This is a genomic window from Paenibacillus cineris (assembly GCF_018333335.1).
Taxonomy (GTDB): domain Bacteria; phylum Bacillota; class Bacilli; order Paenibacillales; family Paenibacillaceae; genus Paenibacillus_AQ; species Paenibacillus_AQ favisporus.
Genome location: NZ_BORU01000005.1, coordinates 242,894 through 258,626, shown reverse-complemented (window position 1 = coordinate 258,626; position 15,733 = coordinate 242,894). Strand labels below are relative to the sequence as shown.

The 15,733-nt window shown below is 53.6% G+C and carries 15 protein-coding genes; 6 read left to right on the top strand and 9 right to left on the bottom strand.

The features are described 5' to 3' along the window. Positions 1 to 211: 211 nt before the first annotated feature. From KI379_RS30440 to KI379_RS30425, 4 genes are all read right to left on the bottom strand, one after another. Entirely contained in the window at positions 212 to 2,269 is a 2,058-nt protein-coding gene (locus KI379_RS30440) for a peptidoglycan D,D-transpeptidase FtsI family protein (RefSeq protein WP_373309632.1), read from the bottom strand. A gap of 308 nt (positions 2,270 to 2,577) precedes the next feature. Then, on the bottom strand, positions 2,578 to 3,537 hold the full coding sequence (locus KI379_RS30435) for a helix-turn-helix transcriptional regulator (protein ID WP_076173689.1): 960 nt from the start codon (positions 3,535 to 3,537) through the stop codon (positions 2,578 to 2,580). A 175-nt stretch (positions 3,538 to 3,712) separates the two neighbouring features. Further along, positions 3,713 to 4,411 carry a hypothetical protein gene (locus tag KI379_RS30430; RefSeq protein ID WP_212985898.1) on the bottom strand — a complete coding sequence of 233 codons (699 nt, stop codon included), beginning with the start codon at positions 4,409 to 4,411 and terminating at the stop codon, positions 3,713 to 3,715. 389 nt (positions 4,412 to 4,800) lie between these two features. Further along, positions 4,801 to 4,962: a hypothetical protein gene (locus KI379_RS30425; protein ID WP_167372909.1), complete on the bottom strand. Its 162-nt coding sequence runs from the start codon at positions 4,960 to 4,962 to the stop codon at positions 4,801 to 4,803. Positions 4,963 to 5,233: 271 nt separating this feature from the next. On the opposite strand from KI379_RS30425, the gene KI379_RS30420 reads away from it, so the two are divergent. From KI379_RS30420 to KI379_RS30410, 3 genes are all read left to right on the top strand, one after another. Beyond that, complete coding sequence (locus tag KI379_RS30420; protein WP_076173685.1) at positions 5,234 to 5,656, top strand: hypothetical protein; 423 nt, start codon at positions 5,234 to 5,236, stop codon at positions 5,654 to 5,656. A gap of 114 nt (positions 5,657 to 5,770) precedes the next feature. Further along, on the top strand, positions 5,771 to 6,397 hold the full coding sequence (locus KI379_RS30415; protein ID WP_212986051.1) for an AIM24 family protein: 627 nt from the start codon (positions 5,771 to 5,773) through the stop codon (positions 6,395 to 6,397). Between the two features lie 113 nt (positions 6,398 to 6,510). After that, the gene (locus KI379_RS30410) at positions 6,511 to 7,776 is read left to right on the top strand and encodes an MFS transporter (RefSeq protein WP_076173681.1); all 1,266 of its coding nucleotides are present in this window, start codon (positions 6,511 to 6,513) and stop codon (positions 7,774 to 7,776) included. Between the two features lie 95 nt (positions 7,777 to 7,871). Here the strand turns inward: KI379_RS30410 and KI379_RS30405 are convergent, their stop codons facing one another. Together KI379_RS30405 and KI379_RS30400 are read right to left on the bottom strand one after the other, a co-directional pair. Then, on the bottom strand, positions 7,872 to 8,750 hold the full coding sequence (locus tag KI379_RS30405) for an EcsC family protein (RefSeq protein WP_244879498.1): 879 nt from the start codon (positions 8,748 to 8,750) through the stop codon (positions 7,872 to 7,874). Positions 8,751 to 8,887: 137 nt separating this feature from the next. Continuing rightward, on the bottom strand, positions 8,888 to 9,343 hold the full coding sequence (locus tag KI379_RS30400) for an Lrp/AsnC family transcriptional regulator (RefSeq protein ID WP_089548473.1): 456 nt from the start codon (positions 9,341 to 9,343) through the stop codon (positions 8,888 to 8,890). A 229-nt stretch (positions 9,344 to 9,572) separates the two neighbouring features. Between KI379_RS30400 and KI379_RS30395 the strand changes: the two genes are divergently transcribed. Both KI379_RS30395 and KI379_RS30390 read left to right on the top strand, forming a co-directional pair. Next, positions 9,573 to 10,412, top strand: coding sequence for a sulfite exporter TauE/SafE family protein (locus tag KI379_RS30395; protein ID WP_212985896.1), 840 nt, complete (start codon positions 9,573 to 9,575; stop codon positions 10,410 to 10,412). Further along, positions 10,409 to 10,795 (top strand): DUF1634 domain-containing protein, encoded by a 387-nt coding sequence (locus KI379_RS30390; protein WP_076173676.1) that lies wholly within the window; start codon positions 10,409 to 10,411, stop codon positions 10,793 to 10,795. Before KI379_RS30395 ends, KI379_RS30390 begins: the two co-directional genes overlap by 4 nt. 55 nt (positions 10,796 to 10,850) lie before the next feature. On the opposite strand, the gene KI379_RS30385 is transcribed toward KI379_RS30390, so the two are convergent. The 3 genes from KI379_RS30385 to KI379_RS30375 all read right to left on the bottom strand — a co-directional run bounded on the left by KI379_RS30385 (position 10,851) and on the right by KI379_RS30375 (position 15,079). Then, entirely contained in the window at positions 10,851 to 12,401 is a 1,551-nt protein-coding gene (locus tag KI379_RS30385) for a potassium/proton antiporter (RefSeq protein ID WP_212985895.1), read from the bottom strand. 288 nt (positions 12,402 to 12,689) lie between these two features. Beyond that, the gene (gene ilvD, locus KI379_RS30380; RefSeq protein WP_212985894.1) at positions 12,690 to 14,387 is read right to left on the bottom strand and encodes a dihydroxy-acid dehydratase; all 1,698 of its coding nucleotides are present in this window, start codon (positions 14,385 to 14,387) and stop codon (positions 12,690 to 12,692) included. Next, positions 14,384 to 15,079, bottom strand: a complete 696-nt coding sequence (locus KI379_RS30375; RefSeq protein WP_116234095.1) for a GntR family transcriptional regulator — start codon at positions 15,077 to 15,079, stop codon at positions 14,384 to 14,386. The genes ilvD and KI379_RS30375 overlap by 4 nt, the downstream gene beginning before the upstream one ends. A gap of 236 nt (positions 15,080 to 15,315) precedes the next feature. Here KI379_RS30375 and KI379_RS30370 point away from each other — a divergent pair, with 236 nt between their 5' ends. Then, entirely contained in the window at positions 15,316 to 15,690 is a 375-nt protein-coding gene (locus KI379_RS30370) for a winged helix-turn-helix transcriptional regulator (RefSeq protein WP_145141782.1), read from the top strand. Positions 15,691 to 15,733 lie beyond the last annotated feature (43 nt).

Here is a 15,733-nt window from a genome sequence, read left to right as displayed (position 1 = left end):
TTATTCTAGCATAAAAGGCATGTATTCGACATCTTTCGCTCTTCCTCTGGGTTGGGACATAATAATGCTGTTACTTTTTTAAGAACAACAGAAAAAGACCGCCCGGAAAATCGGGTCGGTCTTCATCCAATATATACATATGAAAGCAATGCTCTATCAGAGCGGACATCAGTGAAGATGCTAAGCGGATGGCCGTTGTTTTCGAACGGTCTTACGGGTTCACAGCCTGCTTGTTTTTCTTCGGTACCCCGTCGAGTCCGTATTCCTGGTCATACGCATCGAAAATTTTGCGGGCGATCGGAGCCGCACTGTATGCGCCGAAGCCCCCTTCCGGAATGACGACGGCGACGGCCAGCTTCGGATTGTTCCGCGGAGCATAGGCGATAAAGACGCCGTTATCCCGTTTGACCCCATCCGACGACTCCTGCTGGGATGTCCCAGTCTTTCTGGCAAAATCATATGGGAAGCCGGCGAACGCGGATTTTACATCAGTGTTCATCCCCCTCCGCACAAGGTTCCAGTAAGACTTGTCAAAGTCGTCCGTCTTGTTCAGAACCTCGCGCTTGAACGTTTTGACGACCTTGCCGTTCTGGTCGGTAATCTTGCTGACGATCTGCGGCTTGATCCGTTCCCCCTCATTCGCCAGCGTAGTGGCATATTGGGCGAGCTGAAGGGTTGTATATCTCCCTTCCTGGCCGAAGGATGCATAGACGAGAGACCCTTGGGCGCTGCCTGTTTGCGGGAACTTTCCGTTTTTGTCGGGCATATATTCCCGTTTACCAAGGAATTCATTAGGGAGATCGATTCCCGTCGATACGCCTAAACCGAACTGCTTCATATATCTATCCCAGACGTCGACACCCTTGTTGTATGCGCCGCCCGCGTTAATATATTTCTTAAACAACCTGTCGCCGACCATATCCACCATAAAGGCGTTCGACGAATGCTCGATGGCCTCAGCCGGGGTGCGGAGGTATCCGTAGGCATGGTTCTGCGAGTTCCGTACAGGCTTCTTCTCTTTGCCGAAATACGCAATGCCGACATCGTTATAAGGCGTCGTCGTCGAGAACAAATGCTCCTGCAGGCCGACCAGCACGCTCAGCGGCTTCATTGTAGATCCGAGAAGCAGCGTAGATTCCATGTTGTGGCCTGATTTACCGGATGAATAAGGAGTAATTGTTCCGTTCTGATAGTTGGTCTGGATCTTATCAAAATCTTTTGGAGAAATCCCTCCATTCCCCCATACATTTGTGTCATAATCCGGCATGCTGGCCATCGCCACGATCTTGCCGGTATCCACCTCCATGGCAACGGCGTAACCCGTTAACGCATTGGGATGCGTCTCACCCGATACAGGATTGTGATGCACCCAGTCCAGCTGGTCCATGATCGCCTGCTCCGCCGTCTGCTGCACCTGCTTGTTGATCGTCAGCCAGACGTCGTTCCCCTTCTCGGGCGGGACGATCTCCTCGACACCGTCAACGATGTTGCCCGGCGTTACCGAGACTACTTTATACCCGTTTTTGCCCCGCAACTCTTTTTGAAAGGACATCTCGACACCGTCGACACCGACCAACTCATCTGGCGTATAGACGAGTCCGGGATCCTTCTGGTCTTTGCGCGCCTCGTCATACTCTTTTAACGACTCCGTATGCTTGAAGCTCTTAATGTATCCGACCGTTTGCACCGCGATCGTATTCGGGTTATACGTCCGCTTCGATTCCTCAATAATTTCGATCCCGGGAAATTCGGATTTCCGCTCCATGAAATAGGCGATCTCCCGCTGTGATAAATCCATCTTGATCCGGCGCGGATAATACCCGTGCTCTTTCTTGGAGTCCAGGTCCATCGCTTCGATGATGTCTTCCTTCTTGATCGGGTCCCCCAATCCGTTAAAGACATCCGCTATTTTCTGAGCCAACTGCAACGCTTCCGCACGGTTCTTCCTGCTTTTTTCCGTCGCGTTGCTGTAATCCTTCTGAAGCGTTATGTACAGCGACTGTACCGGCGTAGAAAAAGCCAGTTTGGTTCCGGTCGCGTCCAAAATATCTCCACGGGCAGGCGGGAGCGGAATATTTTTCGTGTTTTGCCCGGTTTCCTTCTCCGTCAGCGTGTCCGCTTCGACGAATTGTATGACGGCCAGCCGGATAATAATGACGCAAAAGATGACGAAGGTGCTGAAAAAAAACAAATTCACCCGTAAGTTAAGCCCGGACTTGGGCTCATTGTCCTTATCGCCTTTCACGTTCCTTCCCAAAAAATTGTTCACCGATCTCCCCACTTCCTTGCACTCATCTCATACTGGAAAACATTCCCCATAATTTTAACATATCTTGACAGTGAGGAGAATGATAGGAAAATGATAAATATACGATTTCCTGGGCTGTATCGTAATGACTCAAGCGAAGTCGGCCTTTCATCGTTGGATTCTCGAATGAGGCGGGAAACTATACCTGAAGTCGCTGCCAAGCATGCGGAGGAGTTGAAAAGACAGGGCCAGCATCCATCGGGCAGGGGGATGTCAACTGCTGGCATTTCCCTGTTGCAGGGTGAGCAATAAAGTGCGGGGATCCTGTATCATTTGTATAAAGCAAGCCATTTGCGTAAATTTCGTTTCATCATTTCCCTGTAAAATACGGGCTCCATGATTTCGGCTTCCGCCCCATACTGGGACAGCCAGCTTATAAATTCAACCACGTTGGTTACACATAACTCCACAATCAGACTGCCGTCCCGGCTCTCCGCCATTCGCATCGGGGGAATAAACGCCTCAGTTCTGAACATACTCGCCATCCGGGGAGAGATCCTGATTTTAAACTGTATTTGGTCTTGCTCGTGCTGCTCATGATAAGGATCCAACAACTCTTGCTGAACATGCATATGTACTTTGACGAATACGTCATCTAAAACTTCTACCTGCTGAAAATTGCTAAGAGCGTAAATTTGGATATTCCTTTCCGAATGGCTCCTGCCGACCAGATAAAAGCGCTGCTTCCAAGGTACGAGCCAGTAAGGATCGATTCTTCCGGACTTTCGCTCCCGGCGGTCAGAAAGAACGTATTCCGCCTGGATCGTATGCTGGGACAAGGTGGCCATGAGGATCGGGATGAGAAACGGCGGCTGATCCCGTATCGCTGCCGCAGACTTGTCCGCCGATGTCATCGCTTCTTGCTGCTCTGTTACCGCGGAATCTGCTCTTCGCTTATGGTTCGCCGCCATGACTTTCTCATATGCACTTTCAAACGCCGCGGGCAGGATCGGTTTAATCTGATTCATAATGGAAGGAAGCGCCGCGAAAGCGGACATTTCCTCTTCCGTCCAATCCAGCGGATACAAGGCAAAATCCCCGATGAACCTGTACCCCTTGCCATGCCCCTGATGGGTAATCGGAATGTGCATGGCGCTCAGGGCATCCATATCGCGATATATCGTCCGCTCGCTGGTGCCGCAACGCTCCGCAAGCTCCCTGGCCAGAATGCCGGGCTTGGCCTGAACCAGGGTGATAATGCGCATTAGTCGGATCAGTCTGTCTGTCATGTGGATTCTCCTAGCTCGTATAGTAAATTAGACTCATATCTCAACTTCCGAAGTAGTCCATTCGACTTGTAGCAAAGTGAATCCTGCTTTCATGTTCCAAAGACCATCCCCTTCGTTTTTGCTATTTATTCTTGAAAAATATGTACTTGAAATGGCAGGGTATACATGCGACTCCTTACCCGTTTCTAACCAAAGAAGTATTCCTATTCATGTAAGTTCCTACATAGTGCTCGCTGAGCTGGTACAGCATGTCGGCCTCGGCCAGCAAACGGCCGTCCGCGTTCCGGGCCGCGCTGATCAGCAGCTCGTCCCCCTTGCGGCGGAGCACCCATTCCCCATGCTCAATATCGCCGAATTCGAACAGCCTGATGGCTTCCTTGACTACTCCCGGTGTTTCCAGAAGTTTCACATGCTTATGGACGTGGAAATCCTCCGGCTGACGCAAAAGCCCCATGTGATACGTGTAATTCAGATAAAGTTCTTTGACGGGTAGCTCCTTAATCCGCTCCTTGTTCCGCTCCTTATAACGCCACTGAACCGAGATAACGCCATGAAGACCTGGACTTTGCGGCTCAAGGGCAAGCTCGATCGCAAAGAACTGCTTGACTCCGTCCTGCAGATGCCCCAGCGGCACGATCAATGAATGATTCAGTCCTCTTCTTGCCTTTGCCCCGTAAATACGCAGCAAGGTCACATGCGGTTCCAGCCACAAGTGCAGCTCCACATCCCGGGCGATAAGCTTAGGGGAGGTTCGCCTCCGGGCAGGACGCAGCGTTCCTCCGTACCACTCGACTAGTAGAATAGCCTTATTCATTCCGCTGGCAAAAATATGATTGCGGTTCCATGTAAATTGATCCTGTATACCTGACTGCATGGATGTTCACCCCTATCTTAATTCATCGTCTTTATATCGTACCAATATTGGCTGACAGCATCTTGTCACGGAACATACGTTCGTATTCATATATTTGTAAATAATATCACAACATTCCACTATTTTCTACCTGATTCTTCCTTTTTTTCGAGTAAACCACTCCCTTTACCGCGGCTTTTTCACTTCAATGCATTTTTATGTAAAAAGTCCTACGATTTGTCCTAAACTAGTATAAAAGAACGAAATTGAAATAAATGTCGAAACGTGTAGTGTAGATTCAAAGCGGCCAACTTTTTTTATCGGCATAAATTTCGCCCATGCGAAAAAAGACCCAGAATCTCGAAGGATTCCAGGTCTTTTGCGTGTTGAAATATGGTATTATTTAGACATTAACTGACAATTGCATTCATTTTGGTTTCGTTTGGACCGGCCGTTTCGCGGATTTGGACCGGTGCATACGTAATTTTGTCAATCCACAGCTCCTTGCCCAAAGGCTCGCCGTTAACGGTAATCATAATCTTTTTATATTGTTGTTCTGTTTCACGCATCATTCATTACTCCTTTTCATGTCGTATATATTCGTATATTTGAGAGGGCTTCTTCTATTCCTGGGACTGGCTCTTCTGTCCGCCTTTTGGTACGTCATCCGGCTTCCTTTTTCATTTACCCGCTTTGGGCGCCATTTGAAACCGGTCCGGCAAAAATGGACGAAAGTGGAACTTTTCCGCCGATTTTCGAGTATATTCTATGGACGGCTCCGGCCTGTCCTGCGTGATGGACAACCCTCACTTTATATAACTCTATGCAGGAGGTTGTTGTTTTATGAACCGGAACTTATCGCTCATCCGCCTATTATGCGCGGTGATGATTGTCATATGCGGCACGATGCTTTTCAAGACTTCCGCCAAAGCGAATTATTTCGACGATTTTTATAAAGGGGTGGAGACGTTCTCCGGCCTTCCCAGCGAAGTCAACCGGCTGAAGGAGAGCTACCGGGAAACCTTGGACGACCTCGACCGGGCTCAAGCCAACGCGAAGCAGTACCAGGAGCAGAACGCCGAGCTGATGGCGCAGAACAAGGAGCTGTCCGAAACCGTTCAGGCGCTGCAGGAAACCAATCAGGCAAGGGCAGCCAGGGAGCATAAGCTGAAAGTCATGCTGGTCACTGTGGTTGCTCTTGCCGCCGGGTATTTTGTTTTTATTCGCATTATGCGGTACTTCATGCGCAGAGCCAACCGGATCTAGCGACAAACCCGGAGTCCGAAGTAGGAGGAATTGCCATTGAATCTGTCGATACTGGAACATGCAAGCCCGGACAGCGGACAAGCCGTGACCTTCCTGCTGGAACAAGGGGAAGAGATGCACTTTCTGCATCCGGAGCAGATCATCGCCTACAGGGGACCGTCCGACGGGCGGAGCGACCGGCTGATGAATATCAAAGGGATGTACCGGAAGAAAAAGCTGATTCAGGCGGATATGCGGGGGAGCTGCAGTTTTACCGCAGCGTTGCCTCCCGGCTACAGCGTCAAACCGATTGAGCTTGCCGGCGGCAGCGATTTGCTGTACGACCTGCGGCATTTATTTTTTTACAGCTCCGGCATCACTATGAAAACGCGGATTCTGAGCGCGAAGAATATGCTGATTACCCATGACGCCGTCAAGGTGAAATTTGCCGGGACGGGCACGATCGGCGTCCTGACCGAAGGCATGGTCCTGGAAGCGGAGCTTCATCCGGACGAGCCGCTGTACGTTGACGCGGGAAGCGTGATCGCTTATCCCGAGAATGCCAAGCTCGACTTGACGGTTTACGGCAATACGCTGGCCAGTCAGCACATGAATTATCATTTTAAAATGACGGGTGTGGGAACGGTGCTGTTTCAGGCCGGACACCGGAGCAGCCACCTGGAGAAGGACCTGAACAACGACGGGCTGATCAAGCGGGTGCTGAGGGAGATCATTCCGTTCGGGGGAGTTTTTATCAAGTAAGGGGTATACGGTTCGCCTGAATCTGACATATAATCTCCTTAAACATTCCGAACAAAAGAGGACCTGACATGTACATAGCCGATCCTTCTTGAGTTCAAACACAAGGAGGTAACATGTCCGTTCAAACGATGACCAAGACTTCGCCGCCAAGTGGACAGCAGCCGCTGACGCAGCCGGATATGTCGGCCACGGTCTACCGGATCCTCATCGCCATCAGTCTCGTGCATCTGTTTAATGACTCGATCCAATCGGTCATCCCGGCGATCTTCCCGATTCTGAAGTCGTCCATGCACCTGACCTATACGCAGATCGGGATCATTTCCTTTGCGATCAACTTTACGTCCTCCATCATGCAGCCGGTGGTCGGATGGTTCGCCGACCGCAAGCCGACGCCCGCGCTGCTCCCGATCGGGATGGGCTTCACCTTCACTGGGATGCTGCTGATGGCCTTCGCCACCACCTATCCGGCCGTGCTGCTGGCCGTCGTGTTTGTGGGCCTGGGCTCGGCCGCCTTTCATCCGGAAGGCTCGAGGGTATCCCACATGGCCTCCGGAACGCGCCGCGGGCTGGCCCAGTCGATCTTCCAGGTTGGCGGCAACGCCGGGCAGTCCCTGGCTCCCGTGCTGACGATGTGGATTTTCATCCCGCTCGGCCTGTTCGGCTCGATCTGGTTTACCGTCGTCGCCGCGGCCGGCATTGCGGTCCAAATCTTTATCGCCAGATGGTACGGCAACCGCCTGCGCACCGGGGCGTACCAGAAGAAGAAAACGCAGGCGCGCCAGCTGCGGCCGGAAGTGCGCTCCCGCGTCCGTTTCGCGATCGTGCTGCTGGTGCTGCTCGTGTTCGTCCGTTCCTGGTACAGCTCGTCCATCAGCACGTTCTTTTCATTTTATCTCATGGAGAATTTCCACCTTTCCGTGAGCGACGCGCAGGTTTACATTTTCCTGTTCCTAGCAGCCGGCGCCGTCGGCACGTTCTTTGGCGGTCCGCTGGCCGACCGGTTCGGCAAACGGAACATGATCTTCTGTTCGATGATCCTTGCTGCTCCGCTGGCCATCCTTCTGCCTTATGCGAATCTATTCTGGTCCGGCGTGCTGCTGGCGATCATCGGACTGATCGTCTTCTCCAGCTTCTCGGTGACGGTCGTGTATGCGCAAATGCTGTTCCCCGGCAAAATCGGAACCGTCTCCGGCCTTATTACCGGCCTGGCTTTCGGAATGGGAGGCCTTGGCGCACTCGTGCTGGGTAAATGGACCGATATTGTAGACATTACGACCGTCATGCAGATTTGCAGCTTCCTGCCGCTGCTTGGCATTCTGACTTATCTGCTTCCGTCCGACAAGCTGCTGAACCGGTGGTCCGAGGGAACGGAAGCCTGATCAGCGTTGTTGCGCGTCCAAGCGATTCATCTGCAAAAAAGGACCGCCCTGGGCTTTATAAAAAGCCTGGTGGCGGTCCTTTTAGGTTGCCGGCCCTATGCCTCACCGTCCGGCCGCTCCGAGCGCAGCTTGGTCACAATCCGGCGCTTTTTGTACAGCATTTTTCCGGCTTCGGCCACATCCTCAATCGTGCCCTTGTTGCTGATGGAGCCGAAGAAAATCCCGGCAATTGGCACGAGCTGGAAAAGCTTTTTCCATCCGAAGCTGTCACGGTACGTCTGCACCACTTCCCGCCAGCCCTGAATCTGCGACATGACTTGGGCCGGCGCGTGCTCTCCGTCAAACTGCCCAAGCTCGTCCAGCACAGCCTTTTTGCCGACGATGTCGGCCGATGCGAACTGCAGGCACTTGACGATAAACAGGCGCTCTTTCTCATCCCTCGGATCGTATCCGTAGCAAACGGCGATCTCCTGCAGCACCTTCAAAGATAGGCCCAGTACCGCAGGGATGTCGATGGCCAGCGTCAATACGCCGCCAATGCCCGTTGTCGCCCCTTGGGCAGCAGCAAGCTTGGCGCGGCTCGCGGTGAGCTCATCCGCCACGCTGTCCATGACCGCAAGCGGCAGATTCGCCGCCTCGGCGAGCGTCAGTCCGGCTCCAGCCCCGCCGTCATGCCCATCCGCCGGTTCCGGCGCTCTGCTTCCCTCCGGACCGCTTCCCAAAAGCGAATGCGTCCGCTCAAGCCGCTTGAGAATGGATCTGCGCTGCACCAAATACTGCCCGCCGGTCTGCAGAAACCGTCCGACCTCGCCAAGCCCTTCGGCCAGCTTGTCCTGAATCACTTTCGGCGTCAGCCGGTCCAACAGCATAAACGGCAGCCGGCTCCATTTTTCCCAAAACCACGCGCTTTTCTGATCCTTCTCCCATTTTTCAATCCGCCTTAATTCCTGTTCCAGCTGATCTTTGGTCTCCATCTGTCCAGACACCTCCCAAAATTGGTTGTTCATGTAACACGGCCCCGATACGCCTTCCCCGCGATCCGGCTACCACATACAAAGATAGGCATGATAAACGAGAAAGACCGCATGGATGCAGCTGCATGATGGACATCTTAAATCTGTATGCCTTCCCGCTCTTTGAACCGGCGGATCAGAAACTCGCTGTGCACGTTCGTGATGCCTTCCACCGTCTGGAGCTTCCGCAAATATTTTTCCACATGCTCCTGGTCATCCATCAATGCATGGACATGCAGGTGCGGGCCGCCGCTCATCTGGTAGACGCTCGTGATTTCATCATCCGCCAGCAGCGTTTCGGCAACCGTCTCAAGCAGGTTCCACTCCACTTCGATCAAGAAGTACACCGACATGCTTTTTCCGGCCTTCAGCGGGTTGACAATCACCGTAAATTTATCGATGATTCCCTGCTCCATGAGGCCATTGACCCGTTCCCGCACGGCAGCCCGCGTCAGGTTCACAAACCGGCCGAGCTCGGCATGGCTGAGCCTGCCGTTATCGAGCAGATGATCCAGAATCATATTGTCTTTTTCGTCCAAGTGTTTGAATTTCATGGCTTTCTTCCTCTCCCGGCATAAGCTTCATTGCTTCGTTGTATTTTACATTGTAAAAATAAACTACATAAATATCGTCCGTTTGTATGGTTAATATTATACAAACGGTGTATAATGAATCCGTCCTACGGCATCCGGATGCGATAAGCCCCGTGTTTTTAGTGTACAGGGACACGGCGGAAGAGCGCAATCCGGACTCTTATTTTCTGATACAGGCAGGTGTACTCATGTGATTACGTTATCTTTGGAAATTCTGCTCATCTCCGTTCTGGCCGGCATCGTCGGATCGGTGCTGGGTCTCGGAGGCGGCATCATCGTCACGCCGGCGCTGACGCTTCTATTCGGCGTCAGCATCGAGCATGCCATCGGCGCCAGCATCATATCCGTCATCGCCACTTCAAGCGGCTCCGCCATCGCATACATCCGCGACCGGATCACCAATATGAGGGTCGGGATGTTTCTGGAAATCGCCACGACCATCGGGGCGATCACCGGAGCGTTTATCGGCGGCATCATCGCCCCTAATCTGCTCTATATCATCTTCGGGCTGCTGCTCATCTACTCCGCGTTTAATATGATCAAGAAGAAGAGCGAAGGTGCCGCCGGTGAGGTCAGCATGAGCCCGGCTGCCAAGAAGCTTCGGCTTGAAGGATGCTATTATGACAAAGCCATCAAGCAGGACGTCCCTTACCATGCCGGAAACGTCTACGGAGGCTTCTCCGTCATGTACGGCGCTGGCATCGTATCCGGCCTGCTCGGCATCGGCAGCGGCAGCTTCAAAGTGCTGGCCATGGACGTGTTCATGAAGCTTCCTTTGAAGGTCTCGACCGCCACCAGCAACTTCATGATGGGCGTGACCGGGGCGGCCAGCGCGGGGGTTTACCTGCTGCGCGGGGATATCGATCCGCATATCGCCGGACCGGTGGCTCTCGGCGTTCTGGCCGGAGCGACCGTCGGAGCGCAAATTATGCAGCGTCTCAAAAGCAAGACGATCCGCCTGCTGTTCATTCCGGTGCTGGCGTACGTGGCCGTGCAGATGATTTTGGAAGGAGTGGGACTGACGAAATGAGCGAAACGAACGAGCAACGTCAAGAGCGGCAGCAGAAAGATATTTTGGAGGTGGAGCTGGCCGTCAGCCGCTGGCTCCGGGTCGGCGTCGTGCTGAGCGCAGCCGTCATCATCGTCGGATTGGTGCTCTTTTTTATGGAGGGAAGCAGCGGATACCCCGGCAGCTCTTACCCGCACAGCCTCCCCGATATTGTGAGCGGAATCGCGTCGTTCAAGCCTTATGCCGTCATCACGGCCGGATTGATCCTTCTCATTCTGACCCCCGTACTGCGCGTCGCCATTTCCATCTGGGTATTTGTGCGCGAAGGCGACAAGCTGTATACAGGAATTACCACTCTGGTGCTCCTGATTCTGATCATCAGCTTTATCTTGGGAAAAGCCTGAGCCTCCGGCATTCCAAAAAGCCCTGCTTCTTCGCAAAGAAGGCAGGGCTTTTGTGTTAAGTTTCCTGTTCCGGATGGCCGTCCGGATCTTTAGGCGGTATGATGTTAGTGGCCTCTTCGGGCTTCTGCTTCTCTTCGTTGAGATGAACCACCGGAAGCGCCGGCGAGGTCAGAATCGCTTTCACCTGCTTCCGTTTCGCCTTCGGGCTCAGCACATACACCGTATCGCCCGACTCGATTCTCGTGTTCCCGCGCGGAGCGATGATCTGTTCGTTGCGGATGATCGCTGTAAACAAAATGTCCTCCGGCAGGTCGAGCTCGGAAATTTCCTTGCCGGCGATCGCCATCGTCTCGTTGACGTCCACGTGGTTGATCTCCGATTTGGCTTTGCCTAAGGCCGTCAGCTCCAGGAGCGAAGGGTTGGACGGTTTGATTTCTCCCGCCAGCCCCAGCTTCCCGGCAAACGGGGAAATCGTTGCCCCCTGGATAATGGCCGAAGTCAGCACGACGAAAAACACCACGTTAAAAAATAGCCGTCCGTGTTCCATATCCGCCAGCATCGGATAAGTCGCCAGCACGATCGGTACGGCTCCGCGCAGGCCGGCCCAGGAAATGAGCAGCTTTTCCCGGAAAGAATACTTCATCCCGAGCGTGCTGAGGAAGACGCCAACGGGCCTTGCAATCAGCATCAGAATCAGGGAGAGCAGCAGACCTTCCCCGACGATGCCCGGCAGTTCGGATGGAAAGACAAGCAGGCCGAGCAGCACGAACATGACAATCTGCATCATCCAGCCGAACCCCTGGTTAAAATGCATAATCGAACGCCCATAGGCCAAATCGGAATTGCCCATGACGATAGCCGTCACGTAGACGGCGAGGAGCCCGCTGCCATGGATCACCGAGGTGGCGCTGTACGCAAGAATGGCGAATCCGAGCGCCATCACGGGATACAGTCCGGACGAATCGAAATTGATCTTGTTGATGACGTAAACCGCCAGCCTGCCGATGAGCAGCCCCATGACCAGGCCGATGCCCATTTCCCAGAAAAACGACAGGATCATTTGGAAGATTTCCGCCTCGGGATGCTGAACATATTCGATCAGGGAGACGGTAAGAAAGACGGCCATCGGGTCATTGCTGCCGGACTCGGCTTCCAGGGTGGAGGTCAGACGCTTTTTGATATTTTTCCCTCCAAGCACCGAGAACACCGCGGCCGCATCCGTCGATCCGACGATGGCACCGAAGAGAAAGCCTTCCACCCAGGACACGCCCAAAATATACTTGGCGCAGACGCCGACGATAAAGGTCGTCAGCAGCACCCCCACCGTCGCCAGCGACAGGGCCGGCTTGATGACCGGCTTGATATCAGCAAACTTCGTCTGCATGCCCCCTTCGAACAAAATGACAATCAGCGCCAAAATCCCGACGATCTGGGTGATGAGGACGTTATTGAAATACACGAACCGCGTAATCAGCATGCCAACGATGATAAACAGCACAAGGGCCGGCATGCCGAATCTTGAGGAAAATTTGGTGGTCAGTACGCCGACGAGCAGCAGGCCGGCCATTAATAGAACAAGTGAATTAACCAGTGTTGTGGAATCCAAACAGCCTCGCCTCTTTAAAATGGAATGTAAACACGCCTTGATTTCGGTTGCGAACAAGAAAATTGCCCTAGTTATATATAAACCAAGCAACTAATGTTACAAACAAAAGCGGTATGTCCCCTCCCCTTTAGGCCGTCAATTGACGGTGAGAACAGCCCTCTGAAAAGGGGAATCATGGGTCTACATTTTCCAAATAAAGGCGGGATTATGCGGGGTTATTGGACATGAGCGGATCATGGTAAATAAAAAAGGGAGCACCGCTTCTATCGCGGTGCCCCTGCTTACAATTTAAACGTCCCCATCCGTGACGGCTCCTTTGGATGCCGAGGATACGAGCCGCGCATACTTCCGCAGCACGGCGGCGGAATGCTTCAGCTGCGGCGGGAACCACTGCTTTGCTCTCTCCTCCAGCTCCTCCGAGCTGACCTGCATATTGATTTCCTGGGTTTCGCTGTCGATGGTAATGATATCCCCTTCCCGAAGGAGGGCAATCGGACCGCCGACCTGAGCTTCCGGAGCCACGTGTCCCACCACAAAACCGTGCGAGCCGCCGGAAAACCGGCCGTCGGTCAGAAGCGCCACGTCACCGCCCAGTCCTTTGCCCACAATCATGGCGGTGACGGACAGCATTTCCGGCATGCCGGGACCGCCTTTCGGTCCGCAGTAGCGGATGACGACGACATCTCCCTTCCGGATCCGGTCGCTCACGATCGCTTCCGTGGCTTCTTCTTCACTGTCAAATACGCGGGCAGGCCCGGTAAAGGACAGCCTGCTCAGGCCGGACATTTTGGCTACGGCCCCATCCGGCGCCAAATTACCTTTCAGCAGCACGAGCGGCCCTGTAGGCTTCAGCGGCTGATCCAGCGGTCTGACGACGTTCTGGCCGCTCCGCAGCGGCGGCACCGCTGCCAAATTTTCCGCTATCGTATGCCCGGTTACGGTGATGCAATCGCCGTGAAGCAGGCCCGCTTCAAGCAGCAGCTTCATGACCGCAGGGACACCCCCGGCATCGCTCAGATCCTGCATCATATACCGGCCGCTCGGCTTCAGATCGGCAAGATGCGGCACCTTCTTGCGAATCCGCTCGAAGTCGTCGATGGTCAGATCAACCTGAACGGAATGGGCGATGGCCAGCAGATGCAGAAAGGCGTTGGTCGATCCCCCCAGAGCCATGACGACGGTAATGGCGTTCTCGAATGCCTTTTTCGTCATAATGTCTCTTGGATAAATTCCTTTTTCGAGAAGCTGGATCACCGTTTCTCCCGCCCTCGCACACTCATCGGCTTTTCCGCTTGCGATGGCCGCCGTCGATGAGGAACCAGGCAGGCTCATGCCCATCGCTTCCGCGGCTGCAGCCATAGTGTTGGCCGTATACATTCCCCCGCAGGCTCCGGCACCCGGACAAACGTGGCACTCGATTTGATGGAGCTCCTCGGGAGTCATTTTGCCGTCATGATACTGCCCGACGGCTTCGAAGGCCGTCACGATATTTACGTCCCGGCCGTTCAGCGATCCAGGCTGAATTGTGCCTCCGTAAACGTATACAGCCGGAAGATTCATGCGTCCGATCGCCATCAGGCAGGCCGGCGTATTCTTGTCGCACCCGCCGATCGCTACCAGGCCGTCAAAACGCTCGGCGTTCACGACGGTTTCGATCGAATCGGCAATAATTTCCCGGCTGGGCAGCGAAAACAGCATGCCTTCATGCCCCATCGATATCCCGTCGGAAACGGTGATCGTATTGAATATGAGCGGAGCCCCGCCGCCGGCCTGAGCGCCTTTCTTGGCTTCCCTGGCCAATTCATCAATATGCATATTGCAAGGTGTCACTTCGCTCCAGGTGCTGGCCACGCCGATCATCGGCTTCTTGAAATCCTCATCCTTAAATCCGACCGCACGGAGCATGGCCCGGTTCGGGACCCGGTTTACACCCTCACTGATAACTTTGCTGCGAATCCGCAGATCTGGTCGATCTTGACTCGTCATTTCGAATCGTCTCCTTCCGAGTGGTTTTGAATGAATGCATAAAGCTCATTCATCGGTCTCAGCAAATTCTGCTTCATCACCGAGGCGGCCAGCGCCGCATCCTTCTTCTCGAACGCCTCGATGATGCGGGCATGCTCTTCTGCCGAGGCAGCGGTTGCCGACACCGGCTGGGCCAGAAAAACATACTTAAACCTCCGAATATGGATTTGCAGCGAGGCGCTGAAGGAGGCAACGTAGGCATTATCAGAGGCGTCCACGATCAAGTTATGAAACTGCTCGTCAAGCTCCATCGCCTGGTACGGCTGTCCCTGCTTGATCGCGGCGGCGAAATCGGCGTTAAGCCCCTTCAGCTGTTCGATCTGCTCCGCCGAAATATGAGTCGCAGCCGTTTCAGCCGCCAGGGAGTGCAGAGCAGCTAGGGTAGCATACATTTTCAGAATGTCATCCTTCTCGACCGTCTGAACGCGCGTATCCCTTCCAGGATGCATTTCAACCAGCCCTTGGACTTCAAGCAGCTGCAGCGCCTCGCGTACGGGAGTGCGGGAAACCCCCAACGCCTCCGCCAACTCGGCATCCACCAGTTTTTCTCCCGGTTGAAGGGTGCCGTCGATAATCCATCTCTGAATTTGGCTGAAGGCCCGCTCCTTGGCGGTCATACGCACAGGCGAGGAATAACTTTTAGGGATCGGCATGATCGCTCACTCCTTTATCTTATGTATGCAATATATCGCATACATATATTAAATTCAAGAATAAAAATGAAATGCCCTCCCATTTCCCGTCACCTGTTATGCGGATCGCAACCAGTCATGCTATATTGGAATTAATCAGACGGATTATCGCTCCCTGCGGCCCCAGGTAATCCTATACCGTTGAGATGACTTGAAGACGGCGGCGAACAGACCTTTACTTACGGAGGTGCAAACGTATGGACCAACCGGTGAAAATATACAATACGGCAGTGGAAGTAACCCTGGAGGTGATCGGCGGCAAGTGGAAGCCGGTCATCCTGTTTCATCTGACCTTCGGCAAAAAGCGGAATAACGAGCTCCTGCACCTCATTCCTTCCATCACCCAGAAAATGCTGACCCAGCATTTGCGCGAACTGGAAGACGAGGGCATCATTCAGCGCATCATCTACAATGAGGTTCCTCCCAAGGTCGAGTATGAACTGACCGAATACGGTTGGAGCATGAAGGAGCTGCTGCATATGATGTGCCGATGGGGAGAAATGCATGTCGATAAAAAGTACCAGGGAACGGCGGTCATCAGAGAAAACTCCCGTTTGGAGTCTGCGCCGTAAACAGGCAGGTTGACCGGCTGCAAGGGGCAGGCGGCCATCGGCA

Excerpts from the sequence above, each read along its gene's own strand:
- KI379_RS30400 (WP_089548473.1), bottom strand. The coding sequence starts at position 9,343 with ATGAAATTCAAACACTTGGACGAAAAAGACAATATGATTCTGGATCAT.
- KI379_RS30420 (WP_076173685.1), top strand. The coding sequence starts at position 5,234 with ATGAACCGGAACTTATCGCTCATCCGCCTATTATGCGCGGTGATGATT.
- KI379_RS30415 (WP_212986051.1), top strand. The coding sequence starts at position 5,771 with ATGCACTTTCTGCATCCGGAGCAGATCATCGCCTACAGGGGACCGTCC.
- KI379_RS30375 (WP_116234095.1), bottom strand. The coding sequence starts at position 15,079 with ATGCCGATCCCTAAAAGTTATTCCTCGCCTGTGCGTATGACCGCCAAG.
- KI379_RS30370 (WP_145141782.1), top strand. The coding sequence starts at position 15,316 with ATGGACCAACCGGTGAAAATATACAATACGGCAGTGGAAGTAACCCTG.
- ilvD (WP_212985894.1), bottom strand. The coding sequence starts at position 14,387 with ATGACGAGTCAAGATCGACCAGATCTGCGGATTCGCAGCAAAGTTATC.
- KI379_RS30405 (WP_244879498.1), bottom strand. The coding sequence starts at position 8,750 with ATGGAGACCAAAGATCAGCTGGAACAGGAATTAAGGCGGATTGAAAAA.
- KI379_RS30410 (WP_076173681.1), top strand. The coding sequence starts at position 6,511 with ATGTCCGTTCAAACGATGACCAAGACTTCGCCGCCAAGTGGACAGCAG.
- KI379_RS30425 (WP_167372909.1), bottom strand. The coding sequence starts at position 4,962 with ATGATGCGTGAAACAGAACAACAATATAAAAAGATTATGATTACCGTT.
- KI379_RS30430 (WP_212985898.1), bottom strand. The coding sequence starts at position 4,411 with ATGCAGTCAGGTATACAGGATCAATTTACATGGAACCGCAATCATATT.
- KI379_RS30435 (WP_076173689.1), bottom strand. The coding sequence starts at position 3,537 with ATGACAGACAGACTGATCCGACTAATGCGCATTATCACCCTGGTTCAG.
- KI379_RS30390 (WP_076173676.1), top strand. The coding sequence starts at position 10,409 with ATGAGCGAAACGAACGAGCAACGTCAAGAGCGGCAGCAGAAAGATATT.